The sequence below is a fragment of the Mucilaginibacter sp. P25 genome, assembly GCF_050859465.1.
Lineage (GTDB): Bacteria > Bacteroidota > Bacteroidia > Sphingobacteriales > Sphingobacteriaceae > Mucilaginibacter > Mucilaginibacter gossypii.
Genome location: NZ_CP193937.1, coordinates 4,700,810 through 4,726,264, shown reverse-complemented (window position 1 = coordinate 4,726,264; position 25,455 = coordinate 4,700,810). Strand labels below are relative to the sequence as shown.

Genomic DNA, 25,455 nt, shown 5'->3' with positions numbered 1-25,455 from the left:
TTAAATGCGCATTATTTTTAAATAAAACATTAAAAATATTTTCAATTAACATGGGCTATTTTCATTTTGCCGACTCATGTATATATAAAGGATGTAAATGGACGAGGCGAACAAGCAATATTTTATACAAATACTAGCAAAATACAAACGTGGCGAGGCTACCCAAGAAGAAATTAAATTCCTGGAATCGTACTATAACCTGTTTGATTTGAACGATGACCTCATTACTGATGAAAATGAGGCCGACTACCTGTATCTTAAAGATGCTATTAAAGCAAAGGTTGATGAGAGGATAGCGCAATACGAAAAAAAGCCGGTTACCATGCCTTTAAGATCGGGTTGGACCAGATATGCCGTGGCCGCCTCAATTCTGTTGTTTATTTCGGTTGGTGCTTACTTTTTTATTCGTAACCGGTATAAGGCCGATAATTTGGCCGCAAACTCATACAAAGGCATAGTACCTGGTACCAACAAGGCTACGCTTACTTTGGCCAACGGCACAACCATATCGCTTGATGATGCTGCCAACGGACAAATAGCTAAACAAGCCGGGGTTAAAATCACCAAAACGGCCGATGGGCAGATCGTTTACCAGGCCGAAGCGACCGGACAGAATCAAGCCGTTCAAAATATGGTTACCACCCCTAACGGCGGGCAGTACAAGGTCATCCTGCCCGACGGCACTAACGTGTGGCTTAACGCGGCATCGTCAATAACTTATCCAACCGTGTTTAAGGGAGCGGAACGTGAGGTAACGCTCAATGGCGAAGGCTACTTTGAAGTAACAAAAAATAAAGCAATGCCATTCAGGGTAAAATCGGCATTGCAAACTATTGAGGTGCTCGGCACGCATTTTAATATCAATGCTTACGGCGATGAAGCTTTGGTTAAAACCACCCTGTTGGAGGGTTCGGTAAAGGTAACATCGGCAACAAACTCAATACTTATTGTTCCCGGTGAGCAGGCTGTAATAAGCCGTACTGGTAACGGTACGATAAGTAAACAACAAGTGAACCTTGACAAAGAAGTAGCCTGGAAAAACGGCATATTCTCATTTGCAGATGAGGATATCCGCGAGGTTATGCGCCAGGTAAGCCGCTGGTATGATATTGATGTGGTTTATGATGGCGATATGCCAACAGAGAAATTTTTCGGTGAAATTTCAAGGAGCAGCAACCTCGCCGATGTTTTCAGGATACTGGAGCTTAATAACATGAAATTTGCGGTTGAGGGCAAAACAGTGAAGGTATCCTACAGTAAATGATATTTAACTTAAACTTTATACTTACAACTAAACAAACTAAATGCTAATCACTAAAACAAAACTTAATGGATAAACAACTACGATAAATCTCAGATCAATCTCATATCAACAGACCAAAAATTAACCGGAAGCCTCTCACCGCTTCCGGTTTAAAATAGGTCAGGCAGCACAAGATGTCGAAGCCCTGGGCTGCATTTTATTAACCCAATCTTATTCAAAAATATGAAATTAACTTTTCTTTACAACGCCGTATGCGCAATACGGGGGTAAAGTGCAAATTCTTATTAGTATTGAAACTCACCACTATACTGTTGCTTGTTGGCGTGTTGCACTTATCCGCAGCAAGTTATTCTCAAACGGTAACCATATCCGGTAAAAATAAGAGCCTTGAATCGGTTTTTAAGGATATAAAACAACAAACAGGTTATTTGTTTTTTTACAGCGAAAAAGTGAATATAAAAGGCAAAACAGTGGATGCCGATTTTCATGACACGCAGCTTGTTGACGTGCTCAGCGCCTGTCTTAAAAACTTCGATCTGAGTTTTACTATTGTATCTAAAACCATCGTAATCCAAAATAAAATACCTGAACCGAGGACGGAACCGGTTACTATCAACAAGGTTTCGGTGAGTGGCCGTGTGTTGGATTCGGTAAGTAAAACCACCTTACCGGGCGTAAATATTGCCGTTAAGGGGGTAGGGGAGTAATAGGCCAAACCAATGATAAGGGGGAGTTTAATGTACAGGCAGATGCAGGGCAAACATTAATATTCTCATTTATGGGCTACAAATCGGCGGAAGTTAAGGTGGTAGCAGGCCAATCGATTGTAGTGAGGCTTTTGCCTGATATTAATAACATTAAAGACATTGTGGTAACCGGTTACCAGGTTATCAAAAAAGATAATTATACCGGTAATGCTATCACAGTAAGTGGTGCCGATCTGAAGCGTAATAATCCGCAAAACGTGATCAAAAGCATAGCCTCGTTTGATCCGTCGTTTAAAGTACTTGATAATAACTTTATCGGTTCGGATCCAAACAAGCTGCCAAAGATCAACGTAAGGGGCGCCACAGCTATCCCTTCCATCAATGATAAAATACTTGACCGTAACAATCTTTCAAGCAATTATAACCTGCCGGCCTTTATCCTTGATGGCTTTGAAGTATCGCTTCAAAAAGTAGTTGACCTGGATATTAACCGGATCGAATCGGTTACCTTATTGAAAGATGGTGCAGCTACCGCGGTTTATGGTTCAAGGGCAGCCAACGGTGTAATGGTGATCACTACCAAAGCGCCTGTTGCAGGAAAGCTGCAGTTATCATACAATTATGAGCTTACTTTCAATGGCCCCGATCTGTCCGACTATCACGTGCTTAACGCAAAACAAAAGGTAGCTTACGAGCAGCTTGTTGGTTTATATGATACAAAGACATCTACCAGTGGTGATACCAAACAGGACGAGCTTGATGCCCAGTTGTTCACGCGGCTAAAAAATGTAGCTAGCGGTGTTAATACTTATTGGTTGTCGCAGCCTTTACGAAATGCCTATCAGCAAAAACATTCGGTATACGCGCAGGGCGGCGATCAGTCATTCAGGTATGGTATCGATTTGCGTTACCAGACACAGCCTGGGGTTATGAAAGGCTCGGATAATACCCGGTACAGCGGCGGTGTAAATTTTACCTATAATCCAAGCTCAAAACTTATCATCAGGAATGATTTGACCATTACGCAGGTTAATCAGGCCAATTCTCCATATGGTGATTTTTCGAAATATGTAAACGCCAACCCATATTTCCCGATAAGAGACAGCACAGGCAGATTGGTGCAGGAGCTTGCCAACTGGCGTGTAAATACTTTTCGCGAGGGAAAAGATCAATACATTACCGAAAATGTATTTAATCCCTTGTATGAAGCCAGCCTGAGCAGCTTTGATAAATTGGCATATACGGAGATCCTGGAGTCGTTTTCAGTCGATTATAAATTATCAAAAAGTTTGCGTTTGAGGGCATTAATGAGCGTAAATAAAACCGGCACAACATCTGATAAATACGTGTCACCGTTAAGCAGTGTTTTTTACAATTTTGCCGCCGATCAGGCGAATAACAAAGGAACCTACGATTATGGTACCAATGCCAGCCTTAACCTCGACGGTAACGTAACCATCGGCTATAACAAGCAACTGGGCGATCATTATTTCAACCTTGTGTTAGGTGCCAATATTTTAGCGTCAAAGGCTGATGTTAAAACATTTTCGGCCCAGGGTTTTTCAAACGACAGGTTCACCAATATAGGTTTTGCCCGCATTTATAAAGAAAACTCAGGCCCTTATGGCGATGTAACCAGGTCAAGAACGGCCGGCGCTTTCTTTTCGGGTAACTACGCGTTTCAAAACAAATATCTCTTAGATGCATCCGTAAGGGTTGATGGTTCATCGACTTTTGGCGCCGACAGGCGTTATGCTCCTTTCGGCTCGTTAGGTATCGGCTGGAACATTCATAAGGAAAGCTTCTTTCGGGGTTCAAATGTAATAAGCCAGTTGCGCCTTAAAGGAAGTATTGCTACCCTTGGTTCTATCAGCTTCCCGGCATACCAATCGCGTTCAATCTACCTGTATGATACACAACACTGGTATTCAACAGGTATTGGCGCTACTATATTAGGCTATGGTAACAGCAACCTGGAGTGGCAAAAAACCCGCACAACCGATGTAGGTATGGACATCGGTTTGTTTAAAGACAGGATCGTTATCTCGCCAAGATACTACTACAAACTTACCAAAGGGTTGATCACCGATATCAACCTTGCGCCATCAACGGGCTTCAGCACTTATAAAGATAACCTTGGCGATATGTCAAACAAAGGTTATGAGCTTTACCTTGTAGCACAGGTTTTTCACGCATCGGACTGGAATATAAACCTGACGGGTAACCTTGCTCACAACGTTAACAAAATAGTAAGGATATCTGATGCCTTGAAGGCATTTAACAGCAATATAGATAACTTCCAAACCAACAAGGACAACAACGCTTTTTCAACGCCGCTAACCCGGTATGTTGAAGGCAAATCATTGAATACCATTTATGCAGTTAAGTCATTGGGTATTGATCCTGAAAACGGCAAAGAGATCCTGGTGAAAAAAGATGGAACCCTAACTTATATATGGGATGTTAAGGATGTGCAGGATGTAGGTAATACTACGCCAAAAGCCGAAGGATTTTTTGGCAGCACGGTATCATACAAAAGGTTTATGCTAAGCTTTAGCTTCCATTACCGTTTTGGCGGGCAGGCCTTTAACCAAACCCTTATTGACAGGGTTGAAAATGCCGACCCTCGCTTTAACGTAGATAGCCGCGTACTGGAGCAAAGGTGGAAACAACCTGGCGACCACACGTTTTTCAAAAACATTACCGACCTCACCGATACCTATGTATCATCACGGTTTATACAAAAAGATAACCTGATCGAACTGCAGTCGCTTTACCTGTCATATGATTTTAAGCCAAATGCCATTCGCCGTTTAGGACTTCAAAATCTGAGGCTGGCAGCCACAGCGAACGATATTTTCAGGGCTTCAACTATTCAGGCAGAACGGGGTATCTATTATCCCTTCGCCCGCAGCTTAACATTTTCATTATTGGGTTCATTTTAACACATAACCATGAAAAGATATTTAATTTTTATAATCCCCTTGCTGATGTTTACATCATGTAAAAAGTTTTTGGATGTACAGCCGGAATCTGATGTAGATAAAGAGCAGTTGTTTAATACCGAAGATGGTTTTGAAGAGACTTTAAATGGTGTTTATTCCAGGTGCACAAAGGCAGACCTGTATGCAGGAAACCTTACGTTCAGCAACCTGGATATCATGGCGCAGAACTATACGTTCTCCAATACCGATTTTCAGAAGATCGCTTCTTTTCAGTATAGCCAAAACATTTTAAAGGATAAAAATAGCCAGATCTGGTCGTCGGTATACAATGCCATTGGCAACTGCAATGAGATACTGCAGGTAATAGATAAGCAAAAGGCTGTATTTTCGGGTAACAACTATGCCATCATTAAAGGCGAGGCACTTGCCCTGCGCGCGTACCTGCATTTTGATCTTTTACGCATGTTTGGGGCTTCGTATAAATCTAACCCAAATGCTAAAGGGATACCTTATGTAACCACAGTAAGCATTAAAAGTACACCGTTTTCATCAGTAGGTGAGGTAATTAACAACGCCATAGTTGATCTGCGTAATGCACGTGCACTTCTGAGTAGTACAGATCCAATTCTTTCACCCGCTTACATTGTCGGATATCCTAATAAAACCTATCCCGACGGCTATGTTGGCCCTAAGCAAACGGAAACAATGGTTAGCAGCTTGTTTTTGCAAAACCGTAGGCACAGGCTTAATTATTATGCAGTGTGCGGTGAACTTGCAAGGGTTTACCTGTATAAAAATGATTATCAAAATGCCCTCTCTAACGCTACCGACGTAATAAATGCCAACAAATTTCCCTGGACACAAAAGGACGATGCCTTTAACAACAATGTTGAGCAAAAAGACAGGGTGTTTTACAACGAACTGGTGTTTGGTTGGTATGCGCCTCAGGCTAATGAAAATAATGCGCTGGTTACCCTGTTCAGCGCGGCTAACGTTGCTCAATATCAGCCAACACCGCTGCAGTTAGATAACATTTATGAAAAGAATACCGTGGGTGCCGAAGACTGGCGCTACAGGCAATGGTTTTTTACAGCCACAGATGTAACCCCAAACCGCAGCTACCTGGTTAAATATTTGGTGAACAGTTCGCCGTTAAAAAATCTGCACCCGCTGATGGCCCCGGGTTTTCGTTTAACAGAAGCATATTACATTGCTGCTGAGGCTATTTATGATAGCAATCCGACCAAGGCAATAGAGTACTTAAATACCGTCCGTACGCACCGCGGCATTATTGATCTGTTGCCCGCTACTTTAGGCAAAACAGCTTTTATCAATGAATTGGTTAAAGACGCCCGGAAAGAGTTTTACGGCGAGAGCCAGATCTTTTATATGTATAAGCGGTTAAATCTTGATATAGTGGCGGCCAGCGGCCAGATCTATCCTGCATCAAACAGCATTTACGTGTTCCCGATCCCCGATGACGAGGCGGCTTACAATAATTGATCCCATACCATTTATAACAATGAAAAGAAAGATATTTTATGTTTTAGTGGTCGTAGCGGCTCTTTTTAGCTGCAAAAAAGACCAATTACTTACGTATGGCTCCAGGGATAACATTTATCTGAATTATAAGAATAAAGACGGCAGCCAGGATACATCGATATTAACCTATTCCTTCGCCTATAATCCTACCCTGGCGCAGGATACCATTTGGGTGCCAATAATTATTTCGGGGCAAAGATCAAAAACTGAAAGGAAGTTTGCGATAACCGTAGTTGACACGGCTACCACGGCCAAATCTGGTTTGCATTATGAAGCGCTTAAGCCATCGTACGCTATGCCTGCTGATTCGGGTACTGTAAAGGTACCGGTGATCATTAAAAACAGCGACCCCGAACTTGCAAATAAGTCTGTAATGCTTACCATTCTTGTTTCGGGTGGTCAGGATTTTAATTCGTCATTGCCTGTGGCATTAAGGACACGATCTATCCTCTATTCGTCGCGTTTGGAGCAGCCGGCATGGTGGATTTACTGGATGGGTAACCTGGGCCCTTATAGCAGGATAAAACACCAGTTGTTCCTGATCTCTTCGGGCACTACCGATCTGGTTGATATGTCAAAACCGAACGCTTATCTGCAGATTCCGCGTACACTGTATTATATAGATAACGTGAGGACCTTTATTAATGATCCGTTTGCATGGGTAGCAAGATACCCGGAAAAAGGTTATGTGCTTACCAAAAGGGCCGATGGAAGCAACGATTATGATTTTTATAGTTCTTCTTCGCCCGGTAAGAAGTTTTACCTCAAGTATTATGCGCAGGCAGGTAAGTACTTTTTTGTTGATGAAAATGGTCAGCAGGTTATTATCAATTAAACACTTAGGTCATGAAATTTAAATCGATAGCTCTATTGGCGCTCATAATGGTATTTTATACTTCATGTAAAAAAGACCTGGGCAATTATGTATACTCGCCACCTTCCGAGCCGGTAGTTACCGGCATTAATAACGCCACATTTGCAGCCCTGCTGGGCGATACGCTCACCATAAACCCCAAGGTTACTTTGGCCGGTGCGGATCCCTTAAAGGATCTTGATTTTGAATGGCACATCACCGTACAAGAAGAACTCCGGGAAGCAGTTTACAAAGGCTACCCTTTGAAAATGGTCTACAATTTAGGCCCCGGCGACCGCGCATGTAAGCTTACAATTACCGACAAACGGAACGGATTATTTTATACGTTCCCTTTCAAAATTACAGGTACGACCCAGTTTTCGGCAGGTATTTTGGTGTTGAGTAACGATAATGGGGTTACCAAACTATCATTTGTAAAACCCGATAAAACGGTGTTGGGCGATATTTATAAATCACTTAATAAAGGCGATTTGCCTATCAATCCGGTTCAATTGTACTATTCAAAACCACTCCCTTATCAACCCAATACCAAAGAGGAATATTGGGTGCTAAGCAACGATCCTAATAAAAGCGGGGTGGTGCTTGATGCCAGTACTTTATTAAAACGAACGGATTTTGCAGCGCAGTTCTTCTCGCCGCCGGCCGTCATCAATGCGGGTTATCTGGAACCATTTTTAGGCCCCGTACAAATGGGAACAGTGCCAACGGGGGTTATCAATGGTAAGCTATATGTAGGTGTATCCTCAACAGCTCCTTTTGCTGATGACTACGGCAAATTTGCCAACGAACAGGGCGGTGATTACACCATGTCTAAATATTTTACACATGGAAGCTCGTTTTTTATCGGTTACAATCTTAAAGGAAAAGCCTTTATTACCTTCGGGGCCGATGGTACTTACTCTGGCACCAATTACCAGATTGATACCGCAAGCACTGGCTTTGACCCTAAAAATGTAGGATACGATAATTTGTTGTTCATGAAACCTACAGAAGGTGGCCCTTCCTATGCTTTCTTTAAAACAGCGACAGGTACCATAACCGAACTAAGTTTTAGCTACCCTATGGGCGATGACCGGACATTTAAAGGGCTGGGCAAACGCACATTTAAAGGCAGCGCCTTAATTGATGATAATACCAAATGGGTGGTGAATAGCTTAAATGTGTTTTATTTTTCATCAAAAGGGAAAATTTACCGCTATAACCCAATTAATGAAGATATAAGACAGCTCGACGCAGACTTTGGCGGTAAAAAGGTATCCATGATGAAGATCAGTTTGGATGACAACACCCTTACTGTTGGCGCAGACGGGGCAGTTTATACACTTGACGTAAGTGTTTCTAAAACCGGTAATATCACCAAAACAATAACCGGTATACCGGGCGAACCGGTTGACATTGTGAGCAGATAAAAAACTAACTAATCAAAACCACATAAAAGATTAACCAACAGCATGAATGATTTTTGTGTTTTTGGCCGCAGTCATGACATTAACAAGAGCGTTTCATCCTTGAAAAGTATAACGTAACCTGTCGACTCGATGTATAACATATAAAGAAATGAAAAAACTACTAAACTTAATTTTGAGCATGGCTGCGTTGAACGCCGCCGGCCAAACTAACCAGTTCGCTATTAATGGGCAGATTGGCAATCTCAACGGTCAGAAAGTTTATTTAAGCTTTATGACAGACGGCAAGGGGCATGAAGATTCGACCACATTAGTTAACGGCGCTTTTCATTTCACAGGTAGGATGAACTCATACAGTTCTGTACGCCTTGCACTTGATCATAAAGGCGCCGGCCGGGAGATTGCCACCCATGGCGGCGATATTCTCTACTTTAATTTTTCTAATGAAACGCTTAATATAGTTTCTAAAGATTCCCTGGCAAACGCCCAGATGAGCGGATCCAAAACATATGATGAATATTCGGCTTATGTGAAAGCTGTAGGACCGATGCCATGGGACATCGATCATATTTCTAATGCTGAAATTGCGGCAGCGCCCGAGTTGGTGAATGATACCGCATTTACCAATTCGGTTGCCCGCCATCACTATAAAATGATTGCCGATTTTCAGCGCAAAAATCTCGATTTTGCCAAAACGCACCCCGATTCGTTCTTTGCACCGGTAGCGCTGTTCGGCACTGCATCTAATGAAAAAACGGTTACAGTAGCCGAACAGGTGTTCAAAACCTTCAGTCCGGCAATCCAGGCAACTGATAATGGTAAAACTATCAAAGAATTTATTGATGCACATTACCGTTTAAAAATAGGTGGCCCGGCGCCGGTTTTTACTCAGGTCAACCCTGCTGGCAAACGCTTATCGTTAGCCGATTATAAAGGTAAAATCGTTTTGGTCGATTTTTGGGCAAGTTGGTGTTCACCTTGTCGTCAGGAAATCCCAAATCTGTTAAGCCAGTATAAAATGTACAAGGATAAAGGGTTCGAAATCCTTTCGGTATCGCTTGACAACAGCCGTGACAAATGGCTGAAAGCTCTGCAACAGGAGGGTATGACATGGCCGCAGGTTAGCGACTTGAATGGCAACAACAACAGCGTTGCCCGTCTTTATGGCGTTTCGGCTATACCTGCTACATTCCTGGTAGACCGCGACGGCAAACTTATTAGCACAAATCTGCGCGGGGAAGACCTCAATAAGAAACTTGCCGAACTTTTTAATTAAGCAGGTATGAAAAAGATCATTTTGGCTTTTCTGCTTTGTGTTATGTTTAGCGTAGCCTCTTGGGGTGATGTAATAAAACATAGAGTTGGCAAAATGGCACTCCATGTTTTATATGTAGGATATGATCCCGCAAAACCTAAGCCCGAACATATTACTTACTACAGCACAGCCGCGGGCGCGGTAGATGAGGCCTGGAAAACCCGTATGGCCGATTTTAAAACTTTTTAGAAACGCGCTTTGACAAAGTTGAAGTTGTGGATGTGAGGGATTACGATGCCTCGATGTCTGCCAATGTCGACGTAACAATTGCCGATGCGGGGCCGATAAAATTACCTGCCAATTTTGACAGGCCTATTATTTTGATGCATCAGCTGGCTCCCGATGTGGGCATGCCGATAGGACTTAAGTTTGATTGGTATTGTCAGTGTTTGGAAGACGATGCGCTGAACATCAAAACCAGTCATGTCATATTTAATACACCTGTAAAAGTGAAGTTAACTTTAGTTAACAGGCCTACGCCGGGTTCTTTTTTAACGGCTTTCAGGGAGCAACTACCCCGAAGGAACTGCCTATGTGGAAGGTGATCAAAGAGGATCCTGCAGCTAAGGATAAATACATTATCGGCATGGTGGCACATGGCGAGGGATTTAACGATTCGCCGGATGCCGAAGCTATAAGTGGCGGTGTTTGCTTAAAAAATGCTGAAGCAGTAGCGTTAGGCCGTCAGGGTAATTATTTTATGTGGGGCTTTTCTGCTTCGCCAAATCATATGACCGATGAAGCTAAAGATGTATTTGTGAACACAGTTTGCTACATCAAAAAGTTTGATCACCAGGCGCCCATCATGAAAAAAGTACAAATTGAAAACCGTGAGTGGGTAAATGAAATGATTTACCGTAGCGATAAAGCGTTATATCAAAAAACGCTGATAGCCCGGAAAGAAGGTAACGCCCGCTTGCTAAAAATGCAGCAGGAACTTAAAGATCGTAAAGCCAAAGGCGAGGATATTGGTAAAGGTAACGAGGCGTTTTTAAAGATGCCCGTATCCGATGATGTACAAAGTTTTGATGAATATCTTAAAAGCTGGACCGGCAGCGGCATGTATGATGCTTTTGGTACTAACGTAGAGGCCTATCATAAGTACTATCGGGATAACCTCGAGTATTTTTATCCGGTTGATGCTTACTCGTTACAGGTGGATGAGGATGCAAAGAAGCTGGGGATCTCTAACCGCAAAATCGAGCTGCTTGAAAAATGTATCAATATGCTTGAGAAAGGAGAGGAGCCTGCCCTGGCCCAAAGGGTATTGGAAAGATATACCACCGAAAAATTCACATCTGCCAAAGAATGGCGTGAATGGCTAACCAAAAACAAGCCCAACTTTTATTATACAGAAGCCGGCGGGTTTAAGTTTATGGTGAATACCTACAAAACAGAAACAGCGGCAATTGTGCCCGTATCAACCGGCAACATTAAAACTGCCAATGCTGCAACTATCCCAACCCGTACCGATCCGGTGACGGTGAGCGCAACATTGATTAATGAAGCAAACGGAAAAAAGCAGGTAGTTGTTAAGGCTGAGATTTTGCAAGGCTGGCATATTTACGCCTATGTACCTAAAGACAGCCCTTTTATTACTACACAACCTATTATTGAGTTGCCCGAAGGTGTAACAAGCGGCGAGTGGCAAGCATCGGCCGGGGTACCATTTACCGGTGGCGAAGGCATGTTTGTTTGGGAGGGCATTGCAACATTTAAAACGGAAATAAGCGCAGCCTCATTAAAACCCGGCGTTGTAATTAAATGCGGGCTTTATTACCAGGTTTGTGATAACAACAAATGTTTTCCGCCTAAAAGAAAAATAATTGAAATACAGGTTTTATAATCAAGCCCAATGAAAATAAACTTTAAAAGGTTGCTGTTGGTAACACCCGTAGCGCTTGCCCTAAGCACCGGATGGAAGGCGGATGGAAATGCTTCATCATTAAAAAAGCAGGATACTGTTACAGCAAGTCAAAATTTAATAGCTGGAAAACCTTTGCCGGCTTTTACGTTACAAACTGCCGATGGCAACTTCATCAAATCACCGTTGGTTAAGGGTAAAGTGGTGCTGCTTGATTTTTGGGCCTCGTGGTGTATGCCGTGCAGGGCGGCTATTCCGCACCTTAAGGAGTTATATAAACAATACCACGCTAAAGGATTCGAGATAGTTAGTATTTCAATTGATCAAAACAATAAAGCCTGGAAAAACGCCATGCTTAAAGAAGCAATGCCCTGGCAACAGGGAATAGATAAATATGAGGATGGCAAAGATACATCAGTGATGATGAATGCTTTGGGTATCCAGTCGGTACCCTTTGCAATTGTGCTTGATGCTGAGGGGAATGTGATTTTAATAAATCCCACTTCCTCTGATATCGATATACAGCTCAAAAAGATCTTTAACAATTAAGAAATTATAAGGATAGCACTGGCTATCATAAAGACAGTCCCGGTAGGACGTTTTCCATCAGTTTTAGTTTAATTTCCGGAGAGCCGGTTTTGATACCGGCTCTTTTTACATCGGCAGATACCCTAAACAGCAGCGTTTGGACAACGCTACGGTTCAATTATAATGTATAATGACAAAACGGTTTTTATTATTTTTTTCCTGCAGTGCTTATGGAACCTGCAGGTTACTAACGCGCAAAATGTTGATAAGCGGATACAAAAGCCCGGAGCTACGCAACTACATGACAATATAAAAACTGCGATAAAAAAGGTTATGCTGCCAGTGTATTGATGTGGGAATATGACACTTTACAGTATAGCCGGATGAGTGCGCAGTTTAGTGGTGTTGTAGTCTCCAACGGAGGAGAGATCTTAAGCGCAGCACATGTGGTAATGCCCGGCAAAACCTATCAGGTAATATTTCCCGATGGGAAAATGTGCCTGGCCCGTGGTTTGGGCCGTATTACCATTGCACCAACATTTATGCTGCCGGATGCTGCCATGCTCAAAATAATCCAAAAAGGGGATTGGCCGTTTGTCGAAATGGGCTGGTATTCGGATGTCAAAATCAACCAGCCATGTATTAGCATTGCTTACCCGGAAAGCATGGAACAACGCAAACCTGATGTAAGGTTTGGACATATCACTAATTTAAATAACAAGTATGGTTTTATGGAATCAACTTGCGTGATGGAGCCGGGAGATTCGGGCGGCCCCCTGTTTGATCTGTCTGGCCGTTTGATCGGAATCCATAGCGGCATCGAGCAGTCGGAGGATGTTAATTATGAAATCCCCGTAGATACCTATCGTAAATATTATACAGCACTAACCCGTTTAGAGAATTATACTTCCCTGCCTTTGGATACAAATGTAGTTTCAAAAAATCAGCCGGCCAATAATTTTCCGGCAGCTGAAAATCCAGATAAGTATTTTAAAAGTGTGAACAAGCGTTTTAAAACAACTTGTGTAAATATTAAGAGTGTTATTGATGGTAAGGAACAGATTATAGCAGGGACCATTTTTTCTTTAGATGATGTCAATGTAAAAACCGCTTTCAAAAATTCAGATATCATTTTGACTAAAAGTTCAATGATTGGCGAGGAACCTTTTATTACATTATCGGGCGGCAAGACTGTTAAGGCAAATATTATCAGACGAGACAGAATTAATGACCTTGTGATATTATTGCCCGTTTCAAAGTTAGGGAAGGAAGGTATCAGGCTTGGAATGTTATTGGCAGATACACTTAGTAATAACGATTTGGGTAGTTTTTTGATTTCTCTTCGCGCTGATTCTCCGTATTGTAGTAGTGTTTTGGGAAGCGTTGGCGTAAGCTTGCCAAAAAAACCAGCTACGGCTATTTGGGAGCTGTTGCCCGGCAAAAGGGACAGACGTTATTATTTACTTTTATTCAGCCCAACAGCGCGGCTGAGGCTGCCGGACTAATAACCGGCGATGAGCTTTTAGCAATTGATGACAAAACTGTAAATGACGAACTGGATATGTTTAAAGCCCTTCAAAAATTCCGCGCCGGAGATACTACTTTAATAACAATCAATCATAAGGGAGAAAAGTTAATAAAAAAAGTCGCCCTAAAATATCCAACCCAAAAAATTACCAATCATCCGGCCGACCACTTCATAGGGGGAAAAGCATTCGAAAAGATGGGTTTGGGAATGTATTTGTTCATGATGCAAGAATAAAACCGTGGGAGTGCGGAGGGGCCGTATTTGATATCACCGGAAAGTTTTTGGGCATTAATATAGCAAGATTGAGCAGAACAAGCACAATTACGATACCAGCCGTCGCAGTAAATCAATTTATAGTAACTGCCATTAACGACAGCAAAGAGGGTAATTAATTATCCGTACAAGAGTCCATTCGCATTGCTGCAGGTTCTTTCGGCCTACTTTAGATCTTGCTAACTCATTCAGAACCGTTGCTTTCGGATAACCAAATCTAGTTCGGAAGATGAACCGTACAGAGCAGGAAATTGAAAGCCTATTTAGCATTTTCGATCAGCTTCATTGCTTCTGTAATATCCTTTGAAGCCGTTATGTCATTTGTCTTATCCCGTGCTTCTTTAACCGCTTTTAAATATTTGATAATATATGGAGCTGCACCGTCTTTTTTGTAGGTTATTCCCATATACTTGAGCTCGGCAATTCCTTGTCGAACATATTCCGGATTCTTCAAACTTTCTATCATTCTGGAGAATTTTTCGGTCAGATGAATTTGTTCCTGCAAGGTTCCGTTAACATAGCGCTGATAAACATAAGGCCATTTGGCATCTCCTCCACTTGCTGCATACACCCTGACAATAGCTTGCGTCAAGTCGCCTATATTATCATCCTCAAATCTGGCCGCAAATTTCAGAGCGGCAACGGGATCGACCTCATTGATTCCAATAAGCCCCGCCGCGTCAACCTGGTAGGAAGGACTCGATAGGGCTTTTTTGAAAATCTCCATATACTTAAGGTTTTTTAAGCTGCCGAGTATTCTTAATGCATAAGTTTTCACTAAAGTGTTGTCATCATTTTTTGCCAGTTCCATTACTCGCGGCAGAGTGATGTCTTTTAGGTCTTTATCCAGAGTCATAAAGTCTTTTTTATCGCTGGCCAACGTTTCCAGGGCTTTGAGGCGTAAACCAGAGAATTTGTCGTTTAATGCGGCAAAGATTACTTTTTGAGCGCCTTTATCCCCTTGATTATTTCCAGAGACTTCAAGGGCTTCGTACCGGTCAAGATATAAAGGGGCGTTGAAGTACTGGAAAACAAATTGCTCCAAAGTTTTGTGATCAGTTTTTTGAGCCACCAGTACTTTATCCGCGTCAACATTGACCAGGTTTGGTTTGGCAATCAATTTAAGGGAAAGGGTATCAGCCTTTGCATTCAGCCAAATTTTATGGCGTTCTGTTTTGCCGTTAATGTAAATATCAATCGCTATTGGCAGTTTAAAAACTTGCCCATCTTGTTTCTGAGCGATGTAAACATATTCTGTTTTAGCGGATTCATCCCAGTGGTAGCTGATGTCCAAAACCGGGTGCCCGGCATTATAGTACCATTGGTTGAAAAACCAGTTCAGGTCAAGTCCGCAGGCCTGTTCCATGGCCAGCCGTAACTGCTGTGCTTCGGCACTTTTAAAAGAGTTTGATGTCAGGTAAATATTCAGTCCCCTATAAAAAGCCTCATTGCCAAGGTAATTACGAAGCATGTTGAGGATACGTCCACCTTTTTGATAGGTTACCCCATTAAAGGCATCATGTATAGCCTGGTAATGAAAGTTGACCAGCGGTATTTTAGCGTTGTCAGGATTGCTAAGATAGCCCTGTAATCCGTTTTGTAAATGTTCGTCAGCGGCATCTTTCCCATATTTATGTTCCAGCCACAGAATCTCTCCGAGGTCGGCAAATGATTCATTTAAAGTTATATTGCTCCAGCTTTCGCAAGTCACATAGTCACCAAACCATTGATGGAATAATTCATGCTCCACACCCGAACTGTAATATTGATCCAATAATTCGCGCCGGGTGCTTTGACTGCCGAAAACATTGGCGGTTGTGTTTTCCATGGCACCGCTGACGTAATCGCGCACCACAATGGCGGCATATTTATTCCAGGGGTAGTCAACGCCGGTAATTTTTGAGAAGAAACTTATGGCCTCCGGCACATCTCCAAACATATCCCTTGCATAAGAAGCATATTGCGGTTCAATATAATAGTTCACTTCTTTACCGTGCCAATGATCATGGTAAATTTTAAAATCACCTACTGCCATCATAAACAAATAAGGGGAATTGGGCAATTCCATTTTCCAGGTGTCGGTACGTGTACCGTCGTTGTTTTTCTTTTGCGAGGCGAGCCTGCCGTTGGATAGCGTGACATATTTAGCCTGTACGGTCATGCTGATCTCGGAAGTAGTCTTTTGATTAGGCTTATCGATTGTGGGAAACCAGCCGGAGGAGCTTTCTGGTTCCCCTTCGGTCCAGATCTCAATCGGCTTATTCTTTTCGGTACCATCCGGGTTAATAAAATATAATCCTTTCTCATTGTTGCGAAGCCCTTTGCGTTCATTAGGTTTAGCGGTGTAATTAATAAAAACGGTATAGGTCTCAGAACTATTATAAGTCCTGTTGAGCCTGATCGCCAAGCTAAGGCTATCGTAAGTAAACTTCAGCGGGCTTATCTTGCCACCTGCCAGGATCCCTATGGTGTGGATAGCCATCCCTTTCGCATCGAGCCTCAACGAATCCGTTGGATAAAAATGAGGCTTTATAGTAACCCATTCTTTACCATATAAATAGCGCTTTTTATAGTCAAAGCGTACATCTAGTTTGGTATGGACCAAATCATTTACCCTCGCCGGGCTTTGACGATAATTGTTGTCCTGGGCTAATGAGCAACGTACCATTGTCAGCAAAAAAACTCCGGATAATAAAAGGATATAGTATATTTTCATGTCCTACTGAATAATTAGGGTCAATATACAATATTTATAGTACTATTTATAACATAGTACTATAAATTTAAATTATCGGTTTTTGTCATCCCTCACCTTATCGCTCTTCTTTTGGGTCATGAGGAAAAGTTGTGGGATTAAAAGGTTAAGCATAGATTTTAGCTAATCTGAATAAGAAGAAAGTAGTATCCCTAACACCTCTTGAAGTAGCTCTGAAAGCTTTTATTTTCGCATTAAAAGATTCGGCAGAGGCATTTGTGCTCCTGTTATCAAAGAAATTCAGGATAGATTCATAATGTTGATGAACAGATCTTGCGACGGTCTTAAATGCATCAATTGCGGCATCCTCCACATGATTATACCATAGCGCTAATCTTTTAAAGGCGATTTGCTTGCTTTTGCAGATGGTGAATATATTACCCAATCCTATAGCCAGTTTATAAGCTTTGAGCAGTTCCGGGTATCGTGGAAAAAGCAGATCGGCTCTTTCTTTTTGTGCGGCAGTCCACCTGGACTCATGCTTAAACAACAGGTAGCGGCTTCTGGCAAGCAATTGTTTTAGTGTATCGCCATTGCTGAATAGCTCAGGCTGATAAGATTGCTTGTTTTGCCTGGCTTGTTCAATTGCCCTGCTTTCTGCATCCAGCGCTTCCCACCGATATTTTATACGAGCTTCCTGTAGTGCATCATATGCTAATTTTTGCACATGGAACCTGTCGATCACACGGCTCGCATTGCTAAAACACCTGCGGATAGCTTTGATCATGTTTGCCGCCATATCCATCGTCACTTCTTTTACTTTATTCCTTTTACGCAGCGGTATGCGTTCGATAACTTTTATGATCTGCTCCGTTTGTGTGCCCCTTAGCATAGCTACAATTGCCTTCTTGCCACCTTTAGCTTCCTTATTGGTGATAATGGTATAGAGTTCACCATTGCTCAATGTTGTTTAGTCTATGCTTAGCGATGACCCTATATTTTGTTCAAACAGCATCCATTCATCTGCATGTTCTTTTTGATCCCAGCTATGAAAATCGCTCAGAAAGTCTTTGTATTGCTGCTGTAGCTGTTTGCCATCAACTGTATAAAGCCGCCCTAACAAATGACAGCTGATCGGGTTATTATCCAAATATACCTTTTAAAAAAGTGCCGAATTCCGTTGTCATTCGCGCTCCTTTTCTAACTAAGTTCCAGTCCCTTGTGATGATCTCACCACTTGCTTTAACTTCCCATCTGCGCCTTTTAATGCAAAGAGCTACTTTGTGGCCCCGGATAGGAAAATCCTGGATAGCTGTCTCCGGTAAGAATCCTTTCGACTCAAGTTGTTGCTTGTCATAACCTGCTGGCGGAAGATTCTTTTCCTCAAGGTAAATGTCCAATTGGCCGTTCTCAGAGGAAAGGACATCAGTAAGTTCAAAGTATTCCAAAAGCCCTTCGGGCAAGATAAGACGGACAAGGGTTTCGTATGCAGCTGACAAGTGTGGACGTTTTTATTTCTGCCTGCAAAGCAACCATTTTTTTATTCCCCCACAATTTTTCTGCTTGATCCTGAATCGATGGTAATTTTGAGCATTTGATATAAAAACAAAAAGCCTGCAAATCATTTGATTTGCAGGCTTCTAAATACTTTGATATTAAAATCAGCGGAGAGTTAGGGATTCGAACCCCAGGAACCTTTCACAGTTCAACAGTTTTCAAGACTGCCGCAATCGACCACTCTGCCAACTCTCCGGGGACAAAAGTACAAATCCGGGGCGAATTGCCAAATTTCAATTTCACTTTTTTTGATTTAATTAAATAATCTATATAATCTATTGATTAATAATAAGTTAATTTTTTGACTGGTCGGTCTTTTTTGCCCGAAAAGTGTTAAATCTGGGTTTTACAATACGGATTGTACGCTTGGAAAGCTCTACGGACGCATTTAATTCGAACCCGATTATCAAAATTAATGAGTTTATATACATCCAGATCATCACAACGATGAGCGTACCAATGGATCCGTAAACTTTATTGTACGACGAGAAATTGTTGATATAATAGGAAAAGCCCAGTGAAGTTAAAACTGCCAGTGCCGTAGCCAGTATGGAGCCAGGGTTAATAAAATTCCATTTCTTTTTATGTGCAGGAGCGTAGCGGTATAAACAGCCTATGGTCACAAAAATAATTACTACAATAATTATCCACCTGAAAAGCATCACCGGGTAAACCCAGAAGTGATTTTCGGAGGCCACATGCGACTGGATGAACCGGATAATGGATTGCCCCAGGATGAGTATGGAAATGGCTAGTAATAACGCGAAGCTTATAGCTACGGTGATTCCTGTTGCTACCAGGCGCCTTTTGAGCCAGCTCCGCTTATCCTCAATTAATGAGGATTTATTAAAGGCCTTCATAAGATTAATAACCCCGTTAGTTGCAAAATACAAGGTTGTTAGGAAACCGAATGAAAGGAGCTTGCCGTTTTGATTGCTTACAATATCAAAAAGGGTTTCTCTGAACGCCATATAGGCATTTGTAGGCATTACAGAGGCCAGCACCATCATCAGGTTGCCTTTAAAATGTTTTATGGGCACGTAGGGGATAAGCGTGAACAAAAAAATAGTAGCCGGAAAAACGGCGAGCATAAAACTATAGGCTAGTGCATAGGCCCGGTTAATAAGCGAGTTATTGGTGATTTCCTTTACAAAAAAATCAATAACGGTGTATAGTGGCAACGGCCTGAAACCCGGAATGATGACAGACTTCGTCCACTCGATGATGTACCTGTAAAACGTAAACCGGATTAAAAAGCGGTGCAGCCATTTCATTTATACCAAATTTACTTAAAAAAGGTCATTAATCTATCGGTAAAATCCTGTGGTGGCAGGCATGGGCGATTGGTTTTCATGTTAATGAATACGAGCAGCGTTTCGCCGGTATTAATAAGTTCGCCTTTGGGGTTTGTAAGTTCGTACCTGAAATGGATGCGGATGCCTGGCAGCTTATCCATGATCACCCTGATGCTGATCTCCTCGTCATATAAAGCAGGCTTTAGGTATTTGCATTGAAGCTCGAGCACAGGCATCATAATGCCCGATTCTTCCATGCCTTTATAAGTAAGGCCAAGACTGCGAAGCATCTCCACACGGCCTACTTCATAAAATTCGGCATAGTTACCGTAATACATATAGCCCATCTGGTCGGTTTCGCCATAGCGCACCCGTATTTTAGTAGTGTGCTCAAACATTACCTTCGGATGTTACGCTCGTTAAGGGCTTGCTGAAATTTATGCGCGTTCACCAGGTGGTCGGCCACGTTAGTTGCAAATGCATGATAGCCTGAAAAATCGGCTTTAGCACACATGTAAATGTAATCGCTCTTTTGATAGTTTAACACTGCTTTCACCGCGTTAACCGATGGCATCATGATAGGACCTGGGGGCAAACCTGTATGCAGGTAAGTATTATATGGCGAGTTATATGAAAGGTAGCGGGTAAGCACGCGTTTTATAGTAAAGTCGTTCAGTGCAAAGATCACGGTAGGGTCGGCCTCCAGTTTCATTCCTTTTTTAAGACGATTAAGGTATAAACCTGCTACGGCGGGCATTTCATCATCATGCAGCGCTTCAGCATCAACTATTGATGCCAGGACAGATACTTCTTGTGGGGTTAAGTTTATTGCAGCAGCCAGTTGTTTACGTTCAGGTGTCCAAAAAGCCTGATAGTGGTCGTACATTCGTTTGAAGAACTTTTCCGGGCTCGTATTCCAGTACATCTGGTATGAGTCGGGCATGATCACGGTATAAACGTTATCGGTAGTAAAACCATATTTACTTACAAAACTCGCCGAATCAAGCAGCCGGATAATCGCCATTGAATCCGGTTCAATCTTTTTCGAGATAAATCCCGCAAACTGTTCTTTAAGCCGCAATCCGTGAAATTCAACTCTAACAGGCTCTTGTGTACCTGAGGCCAGCATATTGATGAGCTTGCGGTTCCCCATACCTTCATGCAGGCGATATTTACCTGGTTTTACACGGGTAATATAATTCATATTACGGGCGGCCCAGCCAAATGAAGCAGTATCTTTCACTGTGCCCTCATCTTGTATGGTTTTAAAAACATCGCCAAAAGTAGCGCCGGTGTGAATGTATAAGTACTCCTGTTTATCCGTAACGTTGGGGCCAAAGTATTTGAGGTAATAATTGAAACCTGTAAAGCCTAAAAGCACAACGATAATGATTACCAGCGCTATAATAATTTTTTTCAGCATGCCTGATCCTTGTTTTTCCGCGGTCATGATATTGAATAGATGGTGTTTGTTGTATTTATTTTAATTTTTGAACGGCAACTAATCCGCCGCTTAAATTACGCACGTTGTTATAGCCATGCCGCTCCAATATGTTTTGTGCAGTTTCGCTCCTTAAACCAACTTTGCACATAACGATTATCTCATCTGTTTTGTTGTAGGGTAAACTGTTAAGCGTATTCTCCAAATTTGAAAGTGGTATATTATCACCACCTATATTATAAGTATGGAATTCAATAACCTCGCGCACGTCGAGCAGGTTAAGGCTTTCACCCTTGCTTAAGCGCTCAAGCAGTTCGGAAGCTTTAATTTGCCGGTGGAGCTGCATCGGTTTTGGTGCCTTGTGAAACAGTAAGATTTATACGCGTGCCAATACTTGTTTTGCTTAACGAATCGGTCTTCATCGGGTACTGCGAAACAACAACCACATTGGTGGAATCGGTAATAGTCCCCTGGTAAGTAATGATCCCAACGGTTAAGCCGGCGCCTTTTATAGCAAATCGGGCGGCATCAAGGTCAAGGTTTACAAGTTCCGGTATTTCCACTTCGCTTGCACCCTCACCATCGCCCAAAACCAAATCTATTCTTGAGCCTTTGGGGATCTTGGTACCTGGTTTTATCACTTGTCCGCCAAAACGTACCTCCAGGATCCGGTCGCGGGCAATATCCGAACGGTACGTTGTATCGCCCAGTTTTAAGCCATAATTTGATATGGTAGCTATAGCTTCGCGATAATTGCTTTGTTCAAGATCGGGCAAAGCTACATTTGGTGCCTGCAGGGTTACCATGGTAAGGTAAATTACCCGGCTTTCTTTAACGTTGGTCCCGGGATCCGGGTCTTGTTCAACGATAGTACCAGGGGCCACGTCCTGTACATACACAGAATCTATTTTATAGCCAAATCCCTGCTCTTTTAAAATATCCATAGCTTTATCAATGGAAAGACCTTTAAGCTTTGGTACGGGTATGCCCGAACCATGACGGGTATAATAACCAAGGCTAAAAAAAGCTATTAAAACAACGGCTATCACGGTTACAATAGCCATTAATAAGTTATTCCGGAATGATTTTGATTTTAAGTAAGCCCCAAATTTGCTCATCAGTATATGTAAGGGTATCCTTTTTAATTAAGTATCAAACATAGGAATTATTTTGGATATGGGTGTTAGGATGTCGGATTTCGGATGTTCGATTTCGGAATTAATTATTATAGAATTTCAGGAGTTTTAGACTCAAAATTTAAACTTTAGTATTATTTGCAATGATATTTATTCTAATTTCGACTTCGAAATCAGGTCGCTTTCGTTGCTCCTGGAAATAAATTCGAAATCGAACATCCGAAATCCGAAATAAAATGAGTCTTAAAAATATTGCCCTTTTGGCCGGAGGCTTTACCGGCGAATATGAAGTATCCCTTAACAGTGCAAAAAATATTGCGGCTAACCTGGCATCAAACAGCAACTATAAGGTTTATACTATATTAATTACCCGCGACAGATGGTTTTTTGAAGCAGATGATGCAACAGTTGATGTTGACAAGAATGATTTTACCATCACCCTTAATCAGGAAAAAATAAAGTTCGACTTTGCCTTCATCACCATTCATGGCAGCCCCGGCGAGGATGGAAAGCTGCAGGGCTATTTTGATATGCTTGGCATCCCTTATAATACCTGCGATGCCACAACATCGGCCATTACCATGAACAAGGCTTATACCAAAGCTATCGTGAACGGGATCCATGGCTTGCATACCGCACATTCCATGCGTTTATTTGAGCGCGATGTGCATGACGTTGCCACCATAGCAGCTAATTTGAAATTTCCGTTGTTTGTTAAACCTAATAATGGTGGCAGCAGCGTGGGTATGAGCAAGGTTCAAAACATAGCCGGCCTGCCAGAAGCATTGAACAGGGCATTTCAGGAAGATGCTCAGGTGTTAGTAGAAGAATTTATTAAAGGCCGCGAGTTCAGTATTGGTATAGCACGCCTGCACGGTAAAATAAAGGTATTACCTGCTACAGAAATTATAACCTCAAAAGATTTTTTTGATTACGAGGCGAAATATACTTCTGGTGTAACACAAGAAATAACTCCGGCCGACCTTTCGGCTGAAAAGGTTAAAGAAATTGCTGGCATAGTTACCGAGGTGTATACCCGCCTCAACTGCCGCGGCATGGCCAGGATCGACTTTATTTTGCTTGAAGGCAGTAATGATTTTTATTTTATTGAGATCAACACCACACCAGGCCAGTCTGCCGCCAGTTTGATTCCGCAACAGGTGAGGGCTGCAGGTATGGATGTTGGCGAATTTTATAGCGCGCTTATTGAGGGAGCCACGTTATAATTTCGGAATTGAGGATTTCGATTTCGGATTTTATTTTGAATTCATATTTTAAGAGGCGCCTTTGATGCGTCTCTTTTAGTGTAACAACAAATTCATTTTGTTATCAAAGCAACGATGCTGCAATTTCAAAACTTTATAAAATCATACGGTAATTACCCTGCTTTAAAAATTGAGAGCCTGCAATTGGAGGGCGGCATTTACTGGATAAAAGGAGTAAACGGATCTGGCAAAAGCACCCTGCTAAAATCCATTGCCGGCATCCTGGCGTTTAATGGCGACATATTGCTTGGTGATAATATCAGCATAAAAAAACAACCGGTGGCTTACCGTAAGCTGGTTAATTTTGCTGAAGCCGAGCCGGTGTTTCCAGATTTTTTAACAGGTACTGAAATGGTCAGGCTGTTTGCTGATGCTAAAGACGCCCCGGCAGGACAGGAAGATAGGTACATTAAAAGTATGGGAATACAAAGTTTTGTCGACCGCCCGGTTGGCACTTACAGCAGCGGTATGATGAAAAAGCTTTCCCTGCTACTTGCCTTTTTGGGCAAGCCCAAATTGATCCTGCTCGATGAACCTTTGATCACTATTGATACGGCCTCGTTAGCAACATTAAATAGTTGGATAAGGGAAAGGTACGAGCAGGAGGGAACCGGCTTTTTACTGTCATCGCACCAGATACTTGAGAATGGCTCATTACCCGTATCAGGTGAACTTCTCGTCGAAGATCAAACGTTAAAGTTTATCAGTTGATGAAATCGCTAACCAATGTATTGTTAAAGATTTTTGCAAACGGTTTTTTCCGGGTGCATGCCGGGATTTTGCTATTTATATTTTTGGCAATGGTTGGCGTAGTGCCTCCCCAATATTTAATAGGCTATCACAAAGCACTGATGCTGGCTATGGACAGCAGTTCGGTTGTAATGATCCTGGTGTTTATAAGCTGGTTTATTTATGCCGTTAAAAGCTGGCATTACGTATCCGGGCAAATCTTTGCCCCCAGTCAACATTTTTTATTTTATAGCAGCAATGCCCTGAGCAAAGGGAAACAAATAATAAGCTGGTTTTGGGTACAGGCCGCTGTATTATCGCCGGTAATATTGTACGCAGTTATCGCTGTGGGGGTGGGTTTTTCCAATCATTATTATTTATTTCCGGTTTGCATTTTACTGTATTTAACCGCCTTAACTTATTTAAGTGCAGTTATTTATACAAAGCAAATTAACGGACTTGTTGATGGCAATGATCAATCTATATTATTAAAACTAAGCAGCAAATGGCGTAAACCTTATTTCAGCCTTTACGTTTACCACCTGTTAGATAAGCGCAAGGTTCCATACCTCATTACCAAGGCGCTTTCCTGGCTTATCATCACTGGGGTGTTTTACGTGTTTGCTGATGTAAAAACTGATGTCCGTGTTGCCGGTATAGCAATCCTTGCTGTTATAACGGCACATATTGTATTGATATTTGAGGAAAGGAAATTTGAAGAGAACGGCCTTTGCTTTTCCCGCAATTTGCCTTATAGCAGGCCACAGCTATTTCTAAATTTTATAGGCGTCTATTTCATTCTACTCATCCCCGAAAGTATCTGGCTGTTCAGCAGATTTAACTTGCTAATGGCTATTGAACTGCTGTTTGTTGGCTTAAGCACCGCGATGCTGTTTCATTGCCTGCTTTACTGGTTTGGCCTTAATATGGATAAGTACTTGCAATGGATCCTGGGGTTATTTATTGTATTGTTCTGGATCATTATGTTCAAGCTACTTTGGGTGCTGGTTCCTTTAAACTTTGGTATTGCTTACTGGCTGTTTTACAGTAACTATTACAAGTTTGAGGGCGTGGCAAGCGATAAGTTGTAA

Annotated in this window: 25 protein-coding genes and 1 tRNA gene; 16 read left to right on the top strand and 10 right to left on the bottom strand. The window is 42.1% G+C overall.

Annotated features, from left to right (window positions below):
• The first annotated feature begins 97 nt into the window (after positions 1-97).
• The 13 genes from ACRQ5D_RS23875 (at position 98) to ACRQ5D_RS23815 (ending at position 14,207) form a co-directional block, all read left to right on the top strand.
• Positions 98-1,264 carry a FecR family protein gene (locus ACRQ5D_RS23875; protein ID WP_091164390.1) on the top strand — a complete coding sequence of 389 codons (1,167 nt, stop codon included), beginning with the start codon at positions 98-100 and terminating at the stop codon, positions 1,262-1,264.
• A gap of 290 nt (positions 1,265-1,554) precedes the next feature.
• A complete protein-coding gene (locus ACRQ5D_RS23870) occupies positions 1,555-1,971 on the top strand; it encodes a hypothetical protein (protein ID WP_431200588.1) in 417 nt (138 codons plus the stop codon).
• A complete protein-coding gene (locus ACRQ5D_RS23865; protein WP_432329842.1) occupies positions 1,971-4,916 on the top strand; it encodes a SusC/RagA family TonB-linked outer membrane protein in 2,946 nt (981 codons plus the stop codon). Before ACRQ5D_RS23870 ends, ACRQ5D_RS23865 begins: the two co-directional genes overlap by 1 nt.
• A gap of 9 nt (positions 4,917-4,925) precedes the next feature.
• The gene (locus tag ACRQ5D_RS23860) at positions 4,926-6,419 is read left to right on the top strand and encodes a RagB/SusD family nutrient uptake outer membrane protein (protein WP_091164398.1); all 1,494 of its coding nucleotides are present in this window, start codon (positions 4,926-4,928) and stop codon (positions 6,417-6,419) included.
• Positions 6,420-6,438: 19 nt separating this feature from the next.
• Positions 6,439-7,293 (top strand): DUF4843 domain-containing protein, encoded by an 855-nt coding sequence (locus tag ACRQ5D_RS23855; RefSeq protein ID WP_176844404.1) that lies wholly within the window; start codon positions 6,439-6,441, stop codon positions 7,291-7,293.
• 11 nt (positions 7,294-7,304) lie between these two features.
• Complete coding sequence (locus tag ACRQ5D_RS23850; protein WP_091164408.1) at positions 7,305-8,741, top strand: PKD-like family lipoprotein; 1,437 nt, start codon at positions 7,305-7,307, stop codon at positions 8,739-8,741.
• 148 nt (positions 8,742-8,889) lie between these two features.
• Positions 8,890-10,014 carry a TlpA disulfide reductase family protein gene (locus ACRQ5D_RS23845; protein ID WP_091164411.1) on the top strand — a complete coding sequence of 375 codons (1,125 nt, stop codon included), beginning with the start codon at positions 8,890-8,892 and terminating at the stop codon, positions 10,012-10,014.
• Positions 10,015-10,020: 6 nt separating this feature from the next.
• A complete protein-coding gene (locus tag ACRQ5D_RS23840; protein ID WP_431200587.1) occupies positions 10,021-10,242 on the top strand; it encodes a hypothetical protein in 222 nt (73 codons plus the stop codon).
• Positions 10,243-10,274: 32 nt separating this feature from the next.
• Positions 10,275-10,598, top strand: a complete 324-nt coding sequence (locus tag ACRQ5D_RS23835) for a hypothetical protein (protein ID WP_432326820.1) — start codon at positions 10,275-10,277, stop codon at positions 10,596-10,598.
• The gene (locus ACRQ5D_RS23830; RefSeq protein ID WP_432326818.1) at positions 10,586-11,899 is read left to right on the top strand and encodes a protein-disulfide reductase DsbD domain-containing protein; all 1,314 of its coding nucleotides are present in this window, start codon (positions 10,586-10,588) and stop codon (positions 11,897-11,899) included. Before ACRQ5D_RS23835 ends, ACRQ5D_RS23830 begins: the two co-directional genes overlap by 13 nt.
• Before the next feature lie 9 nt (positions 11,900-11,908).
• The gene (locus ACRQ5D_RS23825) at positions 11,909-12,466 is read left to right on the top strand and encodes a TlpA family protein disulfide reductase (protein WP_091164417.1); all 558 of its coding nucleotides are present in this window, start codon (positions 11,909-11,911) and stop codon (positions 12,464-12,466) included.
• Positions 12,467-12,828: 362 nt separating this feature from the next.
• Positions 12,829-13,950: a S1 family peptidase gene (locus ACRQ5D_RS23820; RefSeq protein ID WP_432326816.1), complete on the top strand. Its 1,122-nt coding sequence runs from the start codon at positions 12,829-12,831 to the stop codon at positions 13,948-13,950.
• The gene (locus tag ACRQ5D_RS23815; protein WP_431200584.1) at positions 13,866-14,207 is read left to right on the top strand and encodes a PDZ domain-containing protein; all 342 of its coding nucleotides are present in this window, start codon (positions 13,866-13,868) and stop codon (positions 14,205-14,207) included. Before ACRQ5D_RS23820 ends, ACRQ5D_RS23815 begins: the two co-directional genes overlap by 85 nt.
• Positions 14,208-14,505: 298 nt before the next feature.
• Here the strand turns inward: ACRQ5D_RS23815 and ACRQ5D_RS23810 are convergent, their stop codons facing one another.
• From ACRQ5D_RS23810 to ACRQ5D_RS23765, 10 genes are all read right to left on the bottom strand, one after another.
• Positions 14,506-16,962, bottom strand: a complete 2,457-nt coding sequence (locus ACRQ5D_RS23810; RefSeq protein WP_218134380.1) for a M1 family metallopeptidase — start codon at positions 16,960-16,962, stop codon at positions 14,506-14,508.
• A 145-nt stretch (positions 16,963-17,107) separates the two neighbouring features.
• Positions 17,108-17,905: an ISAon1 family transposase gene (locus ACRQ5D_RS23805; protein WP_256337374.1), complete on the bottom strand. Its 798-nt coding sequence runs from the start codon at positions 17,903-17,905 to the stop codon at positions 17,108-17,110.
• 6 nt (positions 17,906-17,911) lie between these two features.
• Entirely contained in the window at positions 17,912-18,091 is a 180-nt protein-coding gene (locus ACRQ5D_RS23800) for a hypothetical protein (RefSeq protein WP_256337375.1), read from the bottom strand.
• Positions 18,084-18,440 (bottom strand): ISAon1 family transposase N-terminal region protein, encoded by a 357-nt coding sequence (locus tag ACRQ5D_RS23795; RefSeq protein WP_091164422.1) that lies wholly within the window; start codon positions 18,438-18,440, stop codon positions 18,084-18,086. The genes ACRQ5D_RS23800 and ACRQ5D_RS23795 overlap by 8 nt, the downstream gene beginning before the upstream one ends.
• A 166-nt stretch (positions 18,441-18,606) precedes the next feature.
• Positions 18,607-18,693 (bottom strand) — tRNA-Ser (locus tag ACRQ5D_RS23790).
• A gap of 98 nt (positions 18,694-18,791) precedes the next feature.
• Positions 18,792-19,772, bottom strand: a complete 981-nt coding sequence (locus tag ACRQ5D_RS23785) for a YihY/virulence factor BrkB family protein (RefSeq protein ID WP_091164424.1) — start codon at positions 19,770-19,772, stop codon at positions 18,792-18,794.
• Positions 19,773-19,783: 11 nt separating this feature from the next.
• Positions 19,784-20,191 carry an acyl-CoA thioesterase gene (locus ACRQ5D_RS23780; protein ID WP_091164427.1) on the bottom strand — a complete coding sequence of 136 codons (408 nt, stop codon included), beginning with the start codon at positions 20,189-20,191 and terminating at the stop codon, positions 19,784-19,786.
• Positions 20,191-21,243: an endolytic transglycosylase MltG gene (mltG, locus tag ACRQ5D_RS23775; protein WP_091164431.1), complete on the bottom strand. Its 1,053-nt coding sequence runs from the start codon at positions 21,241-21,243 to the stop codon at positions 20,191-20,193. The genes ACRQ5D_RS23780 and mltG overlap by 1 nt, the downstream gene beginning before the upstream one ends.
• A gap of 28 nt (positions 21,244-21,271) precedes the next feature.
• Positions 21,272-21,580, bottom strand: coding sequence for a rhodanese-like domain-containing protein (locus ACRQ5D_RS23770; RefSeq protein ID WP_091164434.1), 309 nt, complete (start codon positions 21,578-21,580; stop codon positions 21,272-21,274).
• On the bottom strand, positions 21,558-22,352 hold the full coding sequence (locus ACRQ5D_RS23765; protein ID WP_090525919.1) for a PASTA domain-containing protein: 795 nt from the start codon (positions 22,350-22,352) through the stop codon (positions 21,558-21,560). The genes ACRQ5D_RS23770 and ACRQ5D_RS23765 overlap by 23 nt, the downstream gene beginning before the upstream one ends.
• Positions 22,353-22,606: 254 nt before the next feature.
• Here ACRQ5D_RS23765 and ACRQ5D_RS23760 point away from each other — a divergent pair, with 254 nt between their 5' ends.
• From ACRQ5D_RS23760 to ACRQ5D_RS23750, 3 genes are all read left to right on the top strand, one after another.
• Entirely contained in the window at positions 22,607-23,596 is a 990-nt protein-coding gene (locus tag ACRQ5D_RS23760) for a D-alanine--D-alanine ligase (protein WP_091164440.1), read from the top strand.
• A 114-nt stretch (positions 23,597-23,710) separates the two neighbouring features.
• On the top strand, positions 23,711-24,346 hold the full coding sequence (locus ACRQ5D_RS23755; RefSeq protein ID WP_091164444.1) for an ABC transporter ATP-binding protein: 636 nt from the start codon (positions 23,711-23,713) through the stop codon (positions 24,344-24,346).
• Positions 24,346-25,455 carry a hypothetical protein gene (locus ACRQ5D_RS23750; RefSeq protein WP_091164448.1) on the top strand — a complete coding sequence of 370 codons (1,110 nt, stop codon included), beginning with the start codon at positions 24,346-24,348 and terminating at the stop codon, positions 25,453-25,455. Before ACRQ5D_RS23755 ends, ACRQ5D_RS23750 begins: the two co-directional genes overlap by 1 nt.